The organism is Ruegeria sp. L11 (assembly GCF_056531755.1).
Window position 1 is genome coordinate 1 of the sequence record NZ_JBQFMI010000008.1, and the last position, 17,914, is coordinate 17,914.

The following is a 17,914-nucleotide window of genomic DNA, read 5'->3' on the forward strand; positions in this document are numbered from 1 at the left end:
ACGAAGGACGAAACATCCTCGCCGAAAACCTCGGAACCTCTCTGCAGATCTACCAAAGCATCGAAAAACAAATGGGACGAGAAAAACTCAACCAACTCCTCGACCTGCTCGAAGAACTACAAGCCGTCAAAGTCTGACCGAACGCGCATTTGGCTGCGCGGGTCAGCATTGCCGCTTTTCTTTGAAAGACACAGGCTGGAGTTGCCTGGGCGACCGCACACTCCCATCACAAAACGTATTCCGTCTCAAGCTGAAATCTCCCCAGCCTCTGAGCACAATGCACCTTCACGTTTGACGACGGGCCACGTTCAGCCAAAAACCTCCAACTCCAGTAGCACATGGTGTCAAATCCATTTGGCCGCCAACGAACGAGGGCCTTCCACGCGGGCCAAGTCAGTCATTTCAATCACATCCAAGAGCCACGACACCTTTTGAAAGCTGGCTTTTCCTGCTCAACAAAATACTGGATGTTGGATACAATATCCTCTATAGCTGCACGTATCGATTGATTCAGGGAGGATCACATGCTCAAGAAACTCGCCGCACTGGCGGCCCTCACCACTATCACCACAGCTCCTGCGATGGCGGACACGCTGGACGATGTCGTAGATCGCGGGACATTGCGCTGCGGAGTTGTGTTGGATTTTCCGCCAATTGGGTATCGCGACGCGAATAACGAACCGGCAGGCTTTGACGTCGAATACTGCAATGATCTGGCCGCCGCACTTGAAGTTGAGGCCGAAATCCTGCCGTTGACCTGGGCCGAACGCCTGCCAGTGATCGTCACCGGACGCGCAGACGTTGTGTTCGGAGCAACCTCGGACAGCCTTGAACGGGCGCGGACGGTGGGCTTTACCATTCCTTACGCCATCTATTATGCGCAGGGTGTCGTGAATGCCGAAAGCGGCATTGAGACCTTCGAGGATATCCGTGGCAAGCGCGTGGCCGCCGCGATCGGCACCGTGCCCGAGCAGGAATGGCTGAAGATCGCCGCCGAATGGGGCGAAGAAGGCAATTACCAGGGCTACCAGTCCGAGAATGAGGTTTTCCTGGCGGTGGCTCAGGGCAAGGCCGATATCGGCATTACCACAAACACTGCCGTGCTGCCGATTACCCAGCAATATGACACTGTTGTTGCCGGCCCTCGCATGCCATGGACCACCGACTACACTTCGGTTGTAGGCAAGCGCGAAGATGTCACCTGGCTGAACTTCCTGAACCTGTTCGTGACCCACCAGGTGCGATCGGGCCGCTATCAGGAGCATTGGGGTAAATATGTCGGCGGCGAAGCGCCTGAGCTGCGCATTCCCGGCGTAATGTACTGACCCTTTCCTACTCCATGCTTTCGTCCGGCTATGGCCGGGCGAAAGGACCGGTAGATTGCGTGAGGAACACCCGTGTTCGACTATAACTTCCATTGGCGGCCGGTGATGAAAAGCCTGCCGGACCTGCTTGAGGCATCGCTGCTGACGATACAGGTTGCCGTGCTGGCAATGGTCCTTGGCATTATCATCGGACTTTGTCTGGCGCTGACGCGGCTGCACCTGAAAGGTCCGCTTTACTGGTTCGCCTCAGCCTGGGTCGAACTGGCGCGCAATACTCCGGCGCTGTTCCAGCTGTTCTTTTTCGGCTTCGGGCTTGGTGCCTTTGGCCTGCATCTATCGCCGTACTTCATCGTGCTGGCCGGGCTGACATTCAATTGCGCCGGTTATCTGGCTGAAAACTTCCGTGGCGGCTTTCAGGCCGTCCCCGAGACACAGCTACGCGCGTCCCGATCGCTGGGCATGACCGCGTGGCAGGCTTACACACGCGTCGTGATTCCGCAGGTGTTTCGCATTGTCTATCATCCGATCACGAACCAGATGGTCTGGGCTGTTCTAATGTCGTCACTGGGTATGCTGGTCGGCTTCCGGGAATTGTCGGGCGAGACCCAGTTCTTTGCCTCGCGCACTTTCCGAATCTTTGAATATTTCGCCGTCACCGCGGTCATTTATTACGTGATCGTCAAAATCATCCTGCTTGCCTCGCGCCTGCTGGCGTCCCGGCTTTTCCGCTACTGAAGGAGGCACAGATGCAACCCACTGTCAGCTTTTTCAGCGGCTTCAACATCAACGATCTGTGGTTTCTGGGCGAAGCCGCGCTGCGAACGCTCTGGATTTCAGTGCTTTCGATTTCCATTGGAACGGTTTTTGGCGTGGTGTGCGGTTGGCTTCTGTACGAGGGCAAACTGGCAGCGACCCTGACGTTGGCTCCGGTTCTGGATATTTTCCGGTCGGTCCCTCTGATCATCCAGCTGGTGCTGTTTTACAACTTTGCACCTATTGTCGGGCTCAATCTGGACCCGTTTGCCTCGGGCGTGGTGATCCTGTCCATCTACACGGCAGCACTGGTTGCGAATGTGGCGCGCGGCGGGATTGAAGCCGTTGGTGATCCGATGCGCCGCGCCGCGCGCAGCCTGGGCATGACCTATTGGCAGGATCTGCGATATGTCGTCTTCCCGATCGGAGGGCGCGCGGTGTTCCCTGCATGGGTCGGGGTCGCGCTGGGTGTGATGAAAGACAGCGCGCTGGTCTCGGTTCTGGGCTATGTTGAACTGCTGAAAGCCAGCCAGATCCTGATCACCCGCACGCAGGAACCATTCCTGATCCTGACAATCGCTGGCGCGTTCTATTTCGCGCTCAGCTATCCGATTTCGCGGTATTCCGCGTCGCTAGAAAAAAGGTGGGCCCAATGATCGAAATTCGCGACCTGCACAAATATTTCGGATCGCTGCATGTGCTGAAAGGTATCGATCTGGATGTGCAGAAAGGAGAAGTTCTGTCGGTGATCGGTGCGTCAGGCTCCGGCAAATCGACCCTTCTCTATTGCATCAACGCGCTGGAACCGATCCAGCAGGGATCGGTCAGGGTTGATGGCATTGATGTTCATGCAAAAGGCACCGACATCAACAAGCTGCGCACAAAGCTGGGGATGGTGTTCCAGCAATGGAACAGCTTTCCGCATCTGACAGCACTGGAAAACGTTGCGTTGGCCCCGAAGATTGTCAAAGGCAAGTCGAGAGACGAGGCGCGTGACATTGCCGCAAAGCAGTTGACCCATGTAGGGTTGGGCGAAAAGCTGAACGTCTTCCCCTCGGCCTTATCGGGTGGTCAGCAGCAGCGTCTTGCCATTGCCCGCGCGCTGGCGATGGAGCCGGAATACATGCTGTTTGACGAAGCAACCTCGGCGCTGGATCCTGAACTGGTGGGCGAAGTTCTCGACACGATGCGGCTTTTGGCCGAAGAAGGGATGACGATGATTTGCGTCACGCATGAGATGGGTTTCGCTCGTGATGTATCAGACCGGGTTGCTTTTTTTCATCAGGGCGTGATGGAAGAGATCGGCCCGCCCGCCCAGATTTTTAACGAAGCCCAATCTGAACACACCCGCAAATTCCTGGCGAATGTGCGATAAAAGCCCCCGCCCCAAAACAATTAGGAAGGTTACCTTCATGTCCCAGAATATCTTCACCGGCACCATGCCAGCCCTGATGACCCCCTGCAAACCGGACCGGACACCGGATTTTGACGCGCTGGTGAAAAAGGGCAAGGAAATGATCGCAGCGGGTATGTCTGCCGTGGTCTATTGCGGCTCGATGGGCGACTGGCCTCTCTTGTCGGATGCCGAACGGATGGAAGGTGTCGAACGTCTGATCGCGGCCGGACTGCCCGTTGTCGTCGGCACAGGTGCGATAAATTCGAAATCCGCCGTGGCGCTTGCCGCGCATGCGCAAAAGGTTGGAGCGGCAGGGCTTATGGTGATCCCGCGTGTATTGTCGCGTGGATCGTCCATCGCGGCGCAGCGTAATCATTTCAAAGCGATCCTGTCGGCCGCACCTGATATTCCGGCAATCATCTATAACAGCCCGGTTTACGGCTTCGCGACGCGCGCCGATCTGTTCCTGGAATTGCGCGCAGATCATCCCAACCTGGTTGGGTTCAAGGAATTCGGTGGCAAAAGCGATCTGCGCTATGCGGCGGAACACATTACCTCGAAGGATGATCAGGTTACACTGATGGTTGGTGTGGACACCGAGGTCTACCATGGCTTCGTCAATTGCGGCGCCACCGGTTCGATCACAGGGATTGGCACTGCCCTGCCGAAAGAAGCACTGCTGCTGGCTGCCCTGTGCCAGAAAGCGGCGGCCGGTCATGCCGAAGCGCGCCTGCGCGCGCGGGAACTGGAAGAGGCCTTTGGTGTGCTGGCCAGCTTTGACGAGGGCACCGATCTGGTGCTGTATTACAAACACCTGCTGGTCCTGAACGGCGAAGAGGAATACCGTTTGCACTTCAACGAAACCGACGAGTTGACAGATGCCCAGCGCAACTATTGCGAACAGCAATACGACCTGTTCCGCACTTGGTTTACTGATTGGTCCGGCCAAGGCGGGGTCATTGCTGAATGCATGTGATTGACAGTCACACAGGGGGAATGCCTACGCGGGTGATCCTCGACGGCGGCCCCGATCTGGGGTCCGGCCCGCTGGCAGAGCGTGCACGACGCTTGGCCACCGAGCATGAGGCGTTCTACAAATCCATCTTGCTGGAGCCGCGTGGGCAGCCCGGAATGGTGGGGGCGCTTCTGGTCGCGCCCGAAGATCCAGGGTGTGAGACCGGCGTGATCTATTTTGATGCGGATGCAGTTCTTGGCATGTGCGGGCATGGCACCATCGGTCTGGGCGTCACTCTGGCACATATGGGCAGAATCCGGCCGGGCACGCATCGGGTTGAAACTCCGGTCGGTGTCGTCTCGGTGGATTTACTGGACGCCAATACCGTACGCGTCACAAATGTCGAGAGCCGTCGCGTGCGGGCAGCAGTGCAGATTGAGGTTGGCGGCTATGGGTCGATAACCGGCGATCTTGCCTTTGGCGGAAATTGGTTCTTCATTGTTGATCCCAGCCCAATCCCGGTGAACCCGGGAAACATTCGGGCGATGACCGATCTGACCATCACCATACGCGAAGCCTGCATCGCACAGGGCGTGCATGGCGAAAACGGAGAACTGGTCGACCATGTGATCCTTCAGGATCAATCCCCCAACAAGGATGTTCACAGCCGCAACTTTGTACTGTGCCCGGACAATCAATATGACCGGTCGCCCTGCGGTACCGGCAGTTCGGCGCGCCTCGCCTGTCTGGCGGCAAACGGGGTGCTGGAAGCAGGGGAAGAGATTGTGCAGGAAAGCGTGATCGGCAGCCCCTACGTGCTGAGCTACCAACCCGGCCCGAACGGGGGTGTCATTCCCACCCTGACCGGGCAGGCGCATATCATGTCGGAAGGCAGGTTGGTTTTCGCGCCGAATGATCCGTTCCGTGATGGCATCGCGCTTTGAAGTCAAGGCCGGGGACAGACGCTGTCCGGTCCCCGACCCCGTACCACTATTTGAGAACCTGTAACCATGCAGCATGACACCAAGACGGACATAGTTGTGATCGGTGCTGGCATCATTGGCATCAGCGCTGCGCTAGAGTTGCAAAAGCGGGGAAGGCAGGTGCTTGTGCTGGACCGTGAAGGCGTTGCAGCCGAGGCGTCAAAGGGCAATGCCGGGGCCTTTGCCTTTACAGATATCGTGCCGCTTGCAACGCCTGGGATCATGCGCAAAGCGCCAAAATGGCTGCTTGATCCGTTGGGGCCTTTGTCGATCCCGCCCGCTTATGCGCTGAGTATTGCACCGTGGATGCTCCAGTTCTGGCGGGCCAGTTGGCGCGATCGTTATGCAGCCTCACTATCCGCACAAGCCGCGCTGATGAACCACAGCCGTGCGGCGCTGGAGCGTCAGATCGAGCATGTAGACGGCGAGGCGCTGATGCAGCGCGAAGGCCAGTTGCAGTTGTTCGAGAGTGAGGGCGAATTCCGTGCCAGCCTGCCCACCTGGAACCTGCGCAAGGACCATGGCATCCCGTTTGATCTTCTGGACAGCCCGGATGCTATTGCCGAAATTCAGCCCGGGCTGAACCGGCGATTTACCCATGCGGGTTTTACCTCGACATGGATGAATACCGTCGACCCTGCCCGCTGGACCGAGCATCTGGCGGCACAGTTCATCGCGCGCGGTGGGCAGGTAAAGATCGCAGGGATCACGGCACTGAAACCAACCGATGACGGCGTGCGCCTTGACACGGACAACGGCGACATTTCGGCAGGTCAGGTGATTGTTGCCGCCGGAGCCTGGTCACACCAGCTGGCCAAGACCCTGGGGGATCATATCCCGCTTGAGACCGAGCGGGGTTATAACACGACCCTGCCCGAAGGCGCTTTTGACCTGCGCACTCATCTGACCTTTGGGGGGCATGGGTTTGTGGTAACCCGGATCAACGGCGGCGTGCGCATCGGCGGTGCAGTCGAACTGGGTGGATTGAAGCTGGCCCCGAATTACCGGCGCGCTGACACGTTGCTGGCCAAGGCCGGGCGCTTCATGCCAGACCTGAACCTGGAAGGCGGCACGCAATGGATGGGCTTTCGCCCATCACTGCCTGACAGCCTGCCAGTGATTGACCGATCTTCGCGCGCACCACACGTACTTTATGCCTTTGGCCATGGTCATCTGGGGCTGACCCAATCCGCAGGCACGGCCGAACTGGTGGCCGATCTGGTCACTGACGCCAAGCCGGTGCTCGATATGTCACCTTTCTCATCCACACGCTTCTAATCTGGAGAACACCTTATGAAAATCACCGGGCTGAACGTATATCAGGTGGATCTGCCGCTGAAAGAAGGCCGCTATAGCTGGTCCAACGGCAATTTTGTCGAAGTGTTTGACAGCACCGTTCTGGAAATCATCACAGATGAAGGGTTGAAGGGCTATGCCGAATGCTGCCCGCTTGGCTCGGCCTATCTGCCGTCTTTTGCGCTCGGCGTCCGGGCCGGGCTGGCAGAGCTGGCCCCGCATTTGATCGGGCAGGACCCACTGAATATCGGTCAGATCAACCGTACGATGGATGCGGCCTTGCGGGGTCATCCCTATGCTAAGGCTCCGGTGGATATTGCCTGCTGGGATCTGCTGGGCAAGGCCACGGACCAGCCGCTTTACACATTGCTGGGGGGCGCTGCGCAGGATGATGTGGTGCTTTATCGCGCGATCAGTCAGGAAGCTCCCGAGATCATGGCCAAAAAGATCGAAGGCTATGCTGCCGAAGGCTACACCAAGTTTCAGCTCAAGGTGGGTGGCGAGGCCAATGACGACATCGACCGTATCCACGCCACCCGCGCCGTTCTGAAAAAGACGGACCTGCTTGTAGCAGACGCCAATACCGGCTGGACCCGGCACGAGGCCGCACGCGTGGTGGGCGCGATTTCGGGTCTGGATGTCTATGTGGAACAGCCTTGCCTGACCTATGAGGAATGCGTGTCGATCCGCCGCCGCACCGCGTTGCCTTTCGTGATGGACGAGGTGATCGACACTCCCAACACGCTGGTCCGCGGCATTGCCGAAGACGCGATGGATGTGATCAACCTGAAGATCTCGAAAGTCGGAGGGTTGACCAAAGCCCATCTTATGCGGGACCTGTGCGTGGCGCACGGCATCCCCATGACGATCGAAGACACCTGGGGTGGTGACATCACCACCGCAGCCATTGCACATCTGGCCCGTTCAACGCCGTCCGAGTTCACATTCTCTGCCACGGATTTCAACTCTTACGGCACCGTGGACATTGCCGAGGGTGCGCCAAAGCGTGTCAACGGCCGGATGACCGCACCCGCCCGTCCGGGTCTGGGTGTTACACCGATTTTCGACGCTCTGGGCGAGCCTGTCGCACAATATTGAGAGATCCGATGCGGAGCAGCAAAACCGTTCATGTCATTTCAGCCCACGCAGAAGGTGAAGTCGGGGATGTTATCGTTGGGGGCGTTGCCCCGCCACCAGGCGACACCTTGTGGGAACAGCGCAGCTTTGTCGCGGGCGACCAGACGCTGCGCAACTTCGTTCTGAACGAACCTCGGGGCGGTGTTTTCCGTCATGTCAATCTTCTGGTGCCCCCGAAACACCCCAAGGCCGACGCGGCCTTTATCATTATGGAACCCGAAGACACACCGCCGATGTCGGGTTCGAACTCGATCTGTGTTTCAACCGTATTGCTGGATGGCGGGGTCATTCCGATGCAAGAACCAGAAACTCATATGGTGCTTGAGGCCCCGGGCGGGCTGGTTCATGTGCGGGCGGAATGCAGCGGTGGCAAAGCGCAACGCATTTTCGTGCAGAACCTGCCCAGCTTTGCCGACAAACTGTCCGTCCCACTTGAGGTACCCGGATTGGATACGATCATGGTTGATACCGCCTATGGGGGTGACAGTTTTGTCGTGGTCGATGCACAGGCGTTGGGATTCGAGATTGTCGAACATGAGGCCCGTGACATTGCCCGATTGGGGGTGAAGATCACCAATGCAGCCAATGAACAGCTTGGGTTTTCGCATCCTGAAAACCCGGATTGGGACCATATCTCATTCTGTGCTTTCTGCGGCCCGATCAGCGAGACCGAAACCGGATTGACCGGAAAATCTGCCGTGGCGATCCAACCCGGCAAGGTTGATCGGTCGCCTACAGGTACAGCGGTTTCCGCGCGCATGGCGCTGATGGCGGCAAAAGGATTGATGTCGCCGGGTCAGACGTTCGAGGCGGTCTCGATCATCGGATCACGGTTCACCGGTCGGATTGTCGATACCACCGAAGTGGCCGGCCGTACCGCGATTGTCCCCGAAATCAGTGGGCGCGGCTGGATCACCGGAATTCACCAACACATGCTTGACCCGGATGACCCCTGGCCTGGCGGGTATCGCTTGTCGGACACCTGGGGTGTCTGACTAAACAGTGCATTGGCCGCGCCCGCTCTCAGGGAAAGGCAGTTACAGAAGGTTCCATTCGCTCTTGGTCTTACCTCGCTGTCTCAGCAGGGTTGAATCACCATGGATATTGGATGCATTATCAAGCGGAGTGTCCTTAATCAGCTTTCTGGGTGGCCGAGTCGCGGCTCAGCTTGGAATAACGCCGGTAACCGGTAGCTGTACCCAAACAAGTGGCAGGAAAGATATGGCAGGAAAGCGCGCTATAACCAAGCAAAGCCTACCAGATGTCATCGCGAACGATCTTCGTGAACGTATTCTGAACGGTGAACTTGCCGAAGGTGAAGCTATTCGTCAGGAAGCTCTGGCCGAAGAATACGACGTATCTCGGATGCCCATCCGCGAAGCCCTAAAGCGTCTGAACGCTGAAGGCCTGATTCAATGGGCCAATAATCGGGGCGGATCCGTTACCAAACACTCCCTGAATGAAATTGGAGAAATATTCGACCTTCGAATGCTTATTGAAGTCGATCTTTTCCGCAGAGCCATTCCGCAGATGACATCTGCCGACTTTGCACGATGCAACGAGATATTGACGCAGATGGAAGCGTCTTATGACGAGAATGACGTCAGCAAGTGGGGGATCCTGAATTACCAATATCACTCCGCCCTTTACGCGGCGTCGCAGAGGAAACTGACGAATGAATTGCTGGACCGCGTCAATCTGCAATCAGACCGCTATGTCCGAATGCATTTGAGCGTGATGAAGCAGCGGGAACCCGCGAAAAAAGAGCATCGAGAGCTGTTGAAACTGGCGCAAGCAGGGAACGTTGACGAAGCCTGTAACATGCTGATGCGGCACATCCGGCGAACAAAGGAACAGCTGCTGGAGATGATCGTAGCAAAACGCGCCATGGAGGAGACCTAACAGGGCGCTTGATTGTCTCTCTTAATTGGATACATTATCCATAGCTTCAGAATCGTAAATATGGAACCTTCATGACCTGCTCCCCCCATGGTAAGCACCTCATCGCTGGAAATTGGCTTTCAGGTGACACGTTTTTTCAGTCACAGCCCGCTTTTGGACCGTCACACAGTTTTTCGGTGGGGCGCCTTCAGGATGTTGACGCGGCTGCGGAAGCTGCCGAAGAAGCGTTCTGGAGCTATGGTTTGTCGACCCGGGAAGACCGCGCGGCATTTCTGAATGCCATCGCAGATGAGATCGAAGCCCGCGCCGAGGCGATTACTGCAATCGGAACGCAGGAAACCGGCCTGCCCGAGGCCCGTCTGCAAGGAGAGCGGGGTCGCACATCGGGCCAACTTCGCTTGTTTGCCACACATATTCTGAGTGGTGAGTATCTGGATCGGCGTCACGACGGCCCGTTGCCAGACCGCTCGCCGCTGCCGCGCCCGGATCTGAAAATGATCCAGCGCCCAATTGGCCCTGTCGCCGTATTCGGTGCTTCGAATTTCCCTTTGGCCTTTTCAACCGCAGGCGGCGACACCGCGGCCGCCTTGGCTGCTGGGTGTCCCGTTGTCGTAAAAGGGCACAGCGCCCACCCGGGTACCGGTGAGATCATAGCCGAGGCTATACATGCTGCCATCGAACGCTGCAAAATTAATCCCGGTGTCTTCAGTCTTATTCAGGGGGGTGACCGGACCGTGGGTTCCGCTTTGGTACAGCACCCGCTGATCAGGGCTGTCGGGTTCACTGGCTCATTGGCTGGTGGTCGGGCACTGTTCGATCTATGTGCCGCACGTCCTGAACCAATCCCGTTTTTCGGTGAACTTGGCTCGGTCAACCCGATGTTCATTCTCGATGCTGCTCTGACGAACCGGGGCGACAACATTGCTCAGAACTGGGCAGGGTCGCTGACCATGGGCGCAGGTCAGTTCTGTACCAACCCCGGGGTCGCCGTTTTGCTGGCGGGTGCAGCAGCGGACCGCTTCGCCGAAACCACGCGAACCGCCTTGTCAGAAACACCCGCGCAGACCATGCTGACCGACGGCATCGCCGACGCTTACCGAACTGGTCAGGCAAGGATCGCCAATACAACAGGTGTGCAGGAGGTTCTGACCTCGATGTGTGACCAACGCACCGCGTCCCCGTACCTGTATCGTACCAATGCTGCGAACTGGCTGGAAAACCAAACCCTTGGTGAAGAGGTTTTTGGCCCGCTGGGCGTAATAGTGACCGCCGAAACGCCTGACGAAATGCGGGCCGTCGCACACAGTCTGCAAGGTCAGCTGACCTGCACCCTGCATATGGATGATGCGGACATGGACACCGCGCGTTCCCTGATGCCGATCCTCGAGCGCAAGGCCGGGCGTGTACTGGCCAATGGCTTTCCCACGGGCGTCGAGGTCTGCGACAGCATGGTGCATGGCGGCCCCTACCCCGCTTCGACCAATTTCGGTGCTACTTCTGTCGGCACATTGTCGATCCGGCGGTTCTTGAGACCCGTGTGTTACCAGAACATGCCGGACGCATTGTTGCCCGAACAATTCCTCTGATCCTTCAACAACACGCTGCAAGAGCGTCAAGGCTCATCGCAAGGATAGCGATGAGCCACGTGTCCTATGCTCGAATTTACCGAAGGCTGTGCTTCGGCCTGTTCAGTTACCTTGCTAAGCGCCTATCAGTTTGCTCGACTTACGGCTCTCAGTTCCATAGGTGTAAGCCTGTTGTTCACACGTTCTGACCATGGCGGAGACAACCGCCTGCATACCCGTATGTGCTCAAACTAGAAATCGTGGGCCAAAAAACAACTTGCTACAAATACACACCATAATGCATAAATATTGCTAGCATTTTAGAGTATTTGAATAAGAATAACACATTTCTGGGGGCAAAAATCGAGCTTGGCGCGCTTCGCGCTTACTTAGACCCGTTGGGGGAAGGGGCTCTGGTTTGACTTGGTTAAAGATTGTGTTGGTTGTATTTGTTGTCGCGCTCATGCCGGCGCAGGCCCTTGCCAACATCGGAACTGTCATCAGCGCCAAACAAGGCGCTCAGATCATTCGCGCCGGAAACGCGCAACCTGTCATTTCAGGAATGGATGTGGTGTCGGGCGATACGATTTCTACAGACCACAGCGGTTTGGTGCAGATCGTTTTTGTGGATGAAACCAAAATTGCCGTTGGCCCCAATGCGCATATGGTTTTGGACGTGACCATGCTGCGCGGCAACCGAAAGGCCAAAAGCTTTGCCGTGCAGGCCTTGGGCGGCAGCTTTCGATTCATTTCAGGCAAAAGCAGAAAAAGAGCCTATTCGATCAAGACCCCGACAGCGACAATGGCAGTTCGTGGCACAACCTTCGATATGTGGGTCGTATCACAAACCCAAAGCGCAATGCTTGTCCTGCACGGAACTGTTCAAATGTGCAGTGCACAAGGGTCTTGCAGGTCCACAGGCCGCGTGTGCAGCATGTATGCCACCGGTGGAGGCGGAACAGTCGGGCGGCCCGCTGATCAGGCACAGTACGATCAAGCACTGAAAGAGGGATTCCCATTTATTCAGTCGCAGGAAGGCCTTCTGCCTCCTTTGCAGGTACGGGTTGAGGGATGTTCTGGCGAAGGCGCGCCCGTGCAGCAGGCCAAAGTCGACAGGGCCGATTTTCGCAGAACTGCGCCCCAGCCGCGCCCAGTCAGCGTCGCAGCGCCGCCAGCACCTCCGTCAAACCCAGAGCCAGAAGTAGAACCAGAACCGGAGCTGGAAGAACCAGAACCAGAACCGGAACCGGAGCCAGAAGAACCGGAACCGGAACCGGAAGAGCCTGATCCGGAAGAGCCTGAACCGGAACCCGAAGAACCTGATCGAGAGGAACCAGGTCAGGAAGATCCAGAGCAGCAAGAATCAAATAGTGAGCTGTTCCGGTAGCGATGTCGAAAAAGCGGAAATGGACTCACTTGTCCGGGGAACGACATGAGCGACGAAAAGCGCAAAACCAGGACAGGGAAATGGGCGTTCCGCCTTGTCGGATTGTGTCTGATCCTGGTGGGTTGTTTCATCCGGGTCATGGATCCTTATCCTGTGCGAATGACCCGTCTGATCTATTTCGACGTTCTGCAAAGGTCGTCTCCGCGAGAGTTCAATCCTGACCTCCCCATCCGGGTTGTAGATATCGACGAAGCCTCTCTGGCCAATTGGGGGCAATGGCCCTGGCCCCGAACACTGGTGGCGCAGATGGTTCAAAATCTGGGTGAATACGGTGCTGCGGCCATCGCGTTTGATATGTTGTTCGCTGAACCTGACCGATTTTCGCCCTCGCGTCTTCTGAACGATCCATCTTTGGCAGGGGTCCTCACAGTGGAACGCCACGCTCAGAAGCTCGATAACGATGTCTTGCTTGGGATGGAAATCGCCTATTGGCCAGTCGTTCTTGGGACTGCCGCACGATTGTCGGCGGAAGGAAACCCCATCACTGCAAAAGCAGGTATCATTGAGTTCGGGGAAAATCCCGCCGCGGGTCTAATTTCAGTTCCTCATTGGACGCCAATCGCGCCCCCTTTGGACCGGACCGCTGCGGGTATTGGTGGGGTCAACGTCTCGCCCATCGGCGGAACCGGCATCATGCGCCGTGTGCCGGTTCTTTGGCGCGGGCCGGACGGGCTGTTGCCGGGTCTGTCAATTGAAGCCCTGAGAGTTGCCTTGGGTGAAACCAATATCGTAGCCGAAGGTGCGCAGGACGAAACAGGCATCATGTTGGCGGTTGAGGTCGGGGGATACCGTATACCAACGACAGAAAACGGCGAGATTTGGCTGAGATACCGGCGGGATGCGCCCGAACTGTACATCTCGGCCAGCGATATCCTCAAAAGCTCGGATGATGCGGATGTTCGGGCGGAAGTTGAGGGGCGGATCATCCTGATCGGAACGTCGGCCGCCGGTTTATTCGATATGCATCAGACAGCGCTTGGAGAGAGCGTTCCCGGCGTTTCAATTCATGCTCAGGTGCTGGAACAGGTCCTGACCAACGAAATGCTAAGCCGTTCGGACGTGACCGCAGCGCAGGAAATGCTTGCCTTCGCCTTTCTCGGGCTTGTCGTGATTGCCGTCATGTCCAGTTTTGGTGCGGTTGCATCTTTCATTGCAGGCGGTGTCGCCGCTGCCGCCGTTCTGATATTGAGTTGGCTGGTCTTTCAAAACCAGTCGGTTTTGTTCGACGCCACATTTCCGCTTATCGGTGGCATGGCCAATTTCGGGCTGCTGGCAGGGTATCTTTTCCTGTCCACCGAACGGGAAAAGCGCCAAATCCGGAAAGTCTTTTCTCATTACGTCGCCCCGGAAATCCTTGATGAGATGGAAGCCACCGGGCATCAGCTGCAATTGGGAGGCGAGACGCAGGATATCACAGTGATGTTTTCCGACATCCGGGGTTTTACACCTCTGTCTGAATCCGCATCTGCCACCGAACTGGTCTCGCTGCTGAATGCGCTTTTTTCCAGTATCGGCGACCAGATACTGGCTGAACGGGGAACCATCGACAAGTTTATCGGCGACGCCGTTATGGCGTTCTGGAACGCGCCTCTTCCTGTCGCTGACCACCCGTGCCGGGCGGCACTTGCCGCACTGAAAATGCGGCGCGCTTTGGCAGAGTTCAATGCATCCGACATCATGCGAAACCGCCCCCCTATCGCGCTGGCAACGGGGCTTGCCACCGGGCAGGCCTGCGTCGGCAATATCGGATCGCAGAAACGGTTCAACTATACGGTCATCGGCGACGTCGTGAATGTCTCAGCGCGGATCGAACAATGCTGTCGAACGGTCGACTACGACATCGTCGTTTCAAACGGTGTCCATGAAATCACGCAGGGGGATCTGGCCATGTTAGAGGCCGGGCATGTTGATCTGAAAGGCAAAGCCAACCCGGAACCCGTCTTTGTTTTGGTGGGCGATCAGACCCTGTTGAAAACAGCGGCATTCCAGGATCTCAGGGCTGCACATGCAGAGCTGATTTTGGCGATCACAAATCGACACCCAAACAGTCTGGTCAAGACCTTGTGCCAACAGTGCGAAGAACTGGCTGAAGACATCGAGCCCGGCTTGCGTCAGTTCTACAAGGCGCTGCCCGGTCGGGCCGCTGACTTCCGGTCGAACCTGCCATCCGGGCAATTCATGTTCACACGCCACAGTCTTGGATAACCGGTCACATCTTCCGGCGCTTGCACTCTTTGGGTCACGCTCACACCGGACCAAACTGGCGCAGAACGGGCTAGAAAAACTACCGTTACTGTAATCTTTGCCCGTCATTCCCGAAGTAATATGCGCGGTTGGGATCAAACCCGAATTGTACATCGTCACCCGGGGCAATTGCATGCTGGCCAAACAAACGGACTGTAATTGGCACGTTGCTGGTTTGCAGAATGACATTGGTATCACCGCCCAATTGCTCAACATGCGAAACGGTGCCGGCGATCGGCCCACCGCTTTCCAGGCGGATGTCTTCCGGGCGCAGCCCCAGTTCGCGCGGATCGCCCGGGGTCAGATTGTCCGCCGGAAGAAAATTCATGGACGGTGCACCAAGAAAACCCGCGACAAAGCGGTTTGCCGGGTTGTTGTACAGCTCCATCGGGCTGCCGACCTGTTCCACCCGTCCGTCGCGCAGCACCACTATCTTGTCGGCCAATGTCATCGCTTCTGTCTGATCGTGCGTGACATAAATCATCGAGGCCGAGAGTTGCCTGTGCAGATTTGCGATCTCGATCCGGGTGTTCATGCGCAAAGCAGCATCAAGATTGGACAGCGGTTCGTCGAACAGAAACAGCTTGGGTTGGCGAACGATGGCACGACCGATTGCAACACGCTGGCGCTGCCCCCCCGACAGTTCGGATGGGTAGCGGTCAAGGTAGGGCTCCAACCCCAGCATCCGGCTCGCCTCGGCGACGCGCTCGTCGATCACGGCTTTCGGCTGGCGTTCCTGTTTCAGGGCAAGGGTCAGGTTGCCGCGTACATTCAGGTGCGGATAAAGCGCGTAGCTCTGGAACACCATGGCGATGCCACGTTTCGAGGGCGGGGTCAGATTGACCTGCTCGCCAGCAATTCTGATCTCACCCGATGTGGCATCTTCAAGCCCTGCAATAACGCGCAGAAGAGTGGACTTGCCGCATCCGGAGGGGCCGACAAAAACCACAAACTCGCCGTCCTCAACCTCAAGATTGATGTCCTTCAGGACCTCTACATTGCCAAAGGATTTGTGAATGTTTTTCAGTGAAAGGGCGGTCATTGGCGGGTCTCCTCAAGAGAAACGGGTTGGCCAGTGCGGATGCTTTGATCAGCGGCCAGGCAGATGGCAAGGGATTGTACGGCGTCGGACATATGGCGGGTCAGGTCGATATCCTCGGCGATGGCGCGCAGCATATAGGCTTGTTCAGCATCGCACAGTTCCTGATGGCCGGGCTCATCAGGCATGTCGATAATCCTGTCGCCCTGCGGCGTGTGAACCAGAAGGCCACCAACCTTGGTGTGACCATCGATGTCTGCGGACGCGCCCTTGTTTCCGTCGGTGATCGAAACAGACCCGTTGGGCGAGACAATGTCCTTCACAAAAAACGCGGTTTCGGACATCATCGGACCCCAACCAGCCTCGTACCACCCGACCGAACCGTCGTCGAACACGACCTGAAACTGGCCGTAATTGTACATGTCAGGCGCGATTTCATCCGACAGGCGCAGACCCATGCCATGAACGCGAAGGGGTTTTGCGTCGGTGATCTGGCACATCACATCGACATAATGCACACCGCAATCCACGATGGGCGACGTGGTCTGCATCAGGGCCTTGTGCGTCTCCCACTCAGGACCCGAGGATTGTTGATTCAGGTTCAGACGGAACACATAGGGGCCACCCAGAGTGCGAGCCTCGGCGATCAGACGCATCCAGGATGGGTGGTGGCGCAGGATATAGCCGACCACCAGCTTACGGTTCAGCCGCGTTGCTGTTTCGACCACACGCTGCGCATCGGCAACGTTGGTGGCGAGCGGTTTTTCGACAAACACATGCGCACCCGCCTCCATCGCGGCGCAGGCGTAATCCGGGTGACTGTCCGAATAGGTCGCAACCACAACCAGATCCGGTTTGGTTTCGGTCAGAGCGGCCTCAAAACTTGAATACACCGAATAGCGCGTCAGATCAGGGTGATCCACGCGGCCGGATCGGTTCACCAGCCCGACAATCTGTGCGTCCGGGTGGTGGTGATGTGCCAGCGCATGGCTCAGCCCCATATTTCCAAGGCCTGCGATCAGGACGCGGGTCATTTCACCGCTCCTGACGTGATGCCGCGGATAAGCTGTCGCGAGAAGATCACATAGAGGATCAGCACCGGCAGGATCGCCATTGAAAGGGCTGACAAGACCGCATTCCAGTCTGTCACAAACTGACCGATGAAGACCTGGCTGCCCAGCGTCAGTGTCTTGGTCTCTTCCGCAGGAGCCAGGATCAGCGGGAACCATAGATCGTTCCAGATCGGGATCATGTTGAACACGGCAACCGTTGCCATTGCCGGACGCACCAGCGGCAACACAAGCCGAAAGAAGATTGTGTATTCGCTTAGCCCGTCAATGCGGCCCGCATTCTTGAGGTCGTCACTCACCTGTTTCATGAACTCGCTGAGGATGAACACCGCCAAGGGCAGGCCCTGCGCCGTATAGACAAGGATCAGCGCCCACAGGGTGTTCACCAGCCCGGTCGCCACCATCATTTCCAGGATGGCCACAGTGCCGATGCGGATCGGGATCATGATTCCAAGCGCCAGGTACAGACCCATAAGCATGTTGCCCTTGAACCGGTACTCACTCAGCGCATAAGCCGCCATTGCGCCAAACAGCAGGACCAAGGTCAGGGATGCAACTGTCACAATCAGAGAGTTCTGGAAATAAAGGAAGAAATCCCCCTGCTTCATCACTGTCTGATACCCGATCATCGAAAAACTGTCGGCATCAGGCAGCGCCAGCGGTTCGCGAAAGATCGCCTTGCGGGTCTTGAAGCTGTTGATCAGGATCACGAAAACCGGAAACAGTGCGATCAGCGTATAGAAGATCAGTGCACCATGCATCGCGAAGGTGTTTAGCGGGTTGGAGCGGGCCTTGTTCATGT

General features: G+C 57.1%; 16 protein-coding genes. 13 read left to right on the forward strand and 3 right to left on the reverse strand.

Annotation, left to right across the window (positions count from 1 at the left end; all coding sequences use genetic code 11):
- Positions 1-524: 524 nt before the first annotated feature.
- From ACR0CE_RS13535 to ACR0CE_RS13595, 13 genes are all read left to right on the forward strand, one after another.
- Entirely contained in the window at positions 525-1,325 is an 801-nt protein-coding gene (locus ACR0CE_RS13535; protein ID WP_480483375.1) for a transporter substrate-binding domain-containing protein, read from the forward strand.
- Positions 1,326-1,397: 72 nt separating this feature from the next.
- Positions 1,398-2,060 (forward strand): amino acid ABC transporter permease, encoded by a 663-nt coding sequence (locus tag ACR0CE_RS13540; protein WP_209507537.1) that lies wholly within the window; start codon positions 1,398-1,400, stop codon positions 2,058-2,060.
- Positions 2,061-2,071: 11 nt separating this feature from the next.
- The gene (locus tag ACR0CE_RS13545; protein ID WP_480483377.1) at positions 2,072-2,734 is read left to right on the forward strand and encodes an amino acid ABC transporter permease; all 663 of its coding nucleotides are present in this window, start codon (positions 2,072-2,074) and stop codon (positions 2,732-2,734) included.
- Positions 2,731-3,453 (forward strand): amino acid ABC transporter ATP-binding protein, encoded by a 723-nt coding sequence (locus ACR0CE_RS13550; RefSeq protein WP_480483379.1) that lies wholly within the window; start codon positions 2,731-2,733, stop codon positions 3,451-3,453. The genes ACR0CE_RS13545 and ACR0CE_RS13550 overlap by 4 nt, the downstream gene beginning before the upstream one ends.
- 37 nt (positions 3,454-3,490) lie before the next feature.
- The gene (locus ACR0CE_RS13555; RefSeq protein WP_480832927.1) at positions 3,491-4,450 is read left to right on the forward strand and encodes a dihydrodipicolinate synthase family protein; all 960 of its coding nucleotides are present in this window, start codon (positions 3,491-3,493) and stop codon (positions 4,448-4,450) included.
- On the forward strand, positions 4,441-5,373 hold the full coding sequence (locus ACR0CE_RS13560; RefSeq protein ID WP_480588204.1) for a 4-hydroxyproline epimerase: 933 nt from the start codon (positions 4,441-4,443) through the stop codon (positions 5,371-5,373). The genes ACR0CE_RS13555 and ACR0CE_RS13560 overlap by 10 nt, the downstream gene beginning before the upstream one ends.
- Positions 5,374-5,439: 66 nt before the next feature.
- Positions 5,440-6,690, forward strand: a complete 1,251-nt coding sequence (locus ACR0CE_RS13565) for an NAD(P)/FAD-dependent oxidoreductase (protein ID WP_480832930.1) — start codon at positions 5,440-5,442, stop codon at positions 6,688-6,690.
- A 15-nt stretch (positions 6,691-6,705) separates the two neighbouring features.
- On the forward strand, positions 6,706-7,806 hold the full coding sequence (locus ACR0CE_RS13570; protein WP_480483388.1) for a cis-3-hydroxy-L-proline dehydratase: 1,101 nt from the start codon (positions 6,706-6,708) through the stop codon (positions 7,804-7,806).
- A gap of 8 nt (positions 7,807-7,814) precedes the next feature.
- Positions 7,815-8,840: a trans-3-hydroxy-L-proline dehydratase gene (locus ACR0CE_RS13575; RefSeq protein WP_480832932.1), complete on the forward strand. Its 1,026-nt coding sequence runs from the start codon at positions 7,815-7,817 to the stop codon at positions 8,838-8,840.
- Positions 8,841-9,066: 226 nt separating this feature from the next.
- A complete protein-coding gene (locus tag ACR0CE_RS13580; RefSeq protein WP_480483392.1) occupies positions 9,067-9,747 on the forward strand; it encodes a GntR family transcriptional regulator in 681 nt (226 codons plus the stop codon).
- Between the two features lie 71 nt (positions 9,748-9,818).
- Positions 9,819-11,333, forward strand: coding sequence for an aldehyde dehydrogenase (NADP(+)) (locus tag ACR0CE_RS13585; RefSeq protein WP_480832934.1), 1,515 nt, complete (start codon positions 9,819-9,821; stop codon positions 11,331-11,333).
- 397 nt (positions 11,334-11,730) lie between these two features.
- Entirely contained in the window at positions 11,731-12,699 is a 969-nt protein-coding gene (locus ACR0CE_RS13590) for a FecR family protein (protein WP_480832935.1), read from the forward strand.
- A gap of 45 nt (positions 12,700-12,744) precedes the next feature.
- Positions 12,745-14,964: a CHASE2 domain-containing protein gene (locus tag ACR0CE_RS13595; RefSeq protein WP_480832937.1), complete on the forward strand. Its 2,220-nt coding sequence runs from the start codon at positions 12,745-12,747 to the stop codon at positions 14,962-14,964.
- An 85-nt stretch (positions 14,965-15,049) separates the two neighbouring features.
- Here the strand turns inward: ACR0CE_RS13595 and ACR0CE_RS13600 are convergent, their stop codons facing one another.
- The 3 genes from ACR0CE_RS13600 to ACR0CE_RS13610 are packed head-to-tail and all read right to left on the reverse strand — an operon-like array spanning position 15,050 to position 17,912.
- Positions 15,050-16,045 carry an ABC transporter ATP-binding protein gene (locus tag ACR0CE_RS13600; protein WP_480507645.1) on the reverse strand — a complete coding sequence of 332 codons (996 nt, stop codon included), beginning with the start codon at positions 16,043-16,045 and terminating at the stop codon, positions 15,050-15,052.
- A complete protein-coding gene (locus tag ACR0CE_RS13605) occupies positions 16,042-17,076 on the reverse strand; it encodes a Gfo/Idh/MocA family protein (RefSeq protein WP_480832940.1) in 1,035 nt (344 codons plus the stop codon). Before ACR0CE_RS13605 ends, ACR0CE_RS13600 begins: the two co-directional genes overlap by 4 nt.
- Entirely contained in the window at positions 17,073-17,912 is an 840-nt protein-coding gene (locus ACR0CE_RS13610; protein ID WP_267366204.1) for a carbohydrate ABC transporter permease, read from the reverse strand. Before ACR0CE_RS13610 ends, ACR0CE_RS13605 begins: the two co-directional genes overlap by 4 nt.
- Positions 17,913-17,914 lie beyond the last annotated feature (2 nt).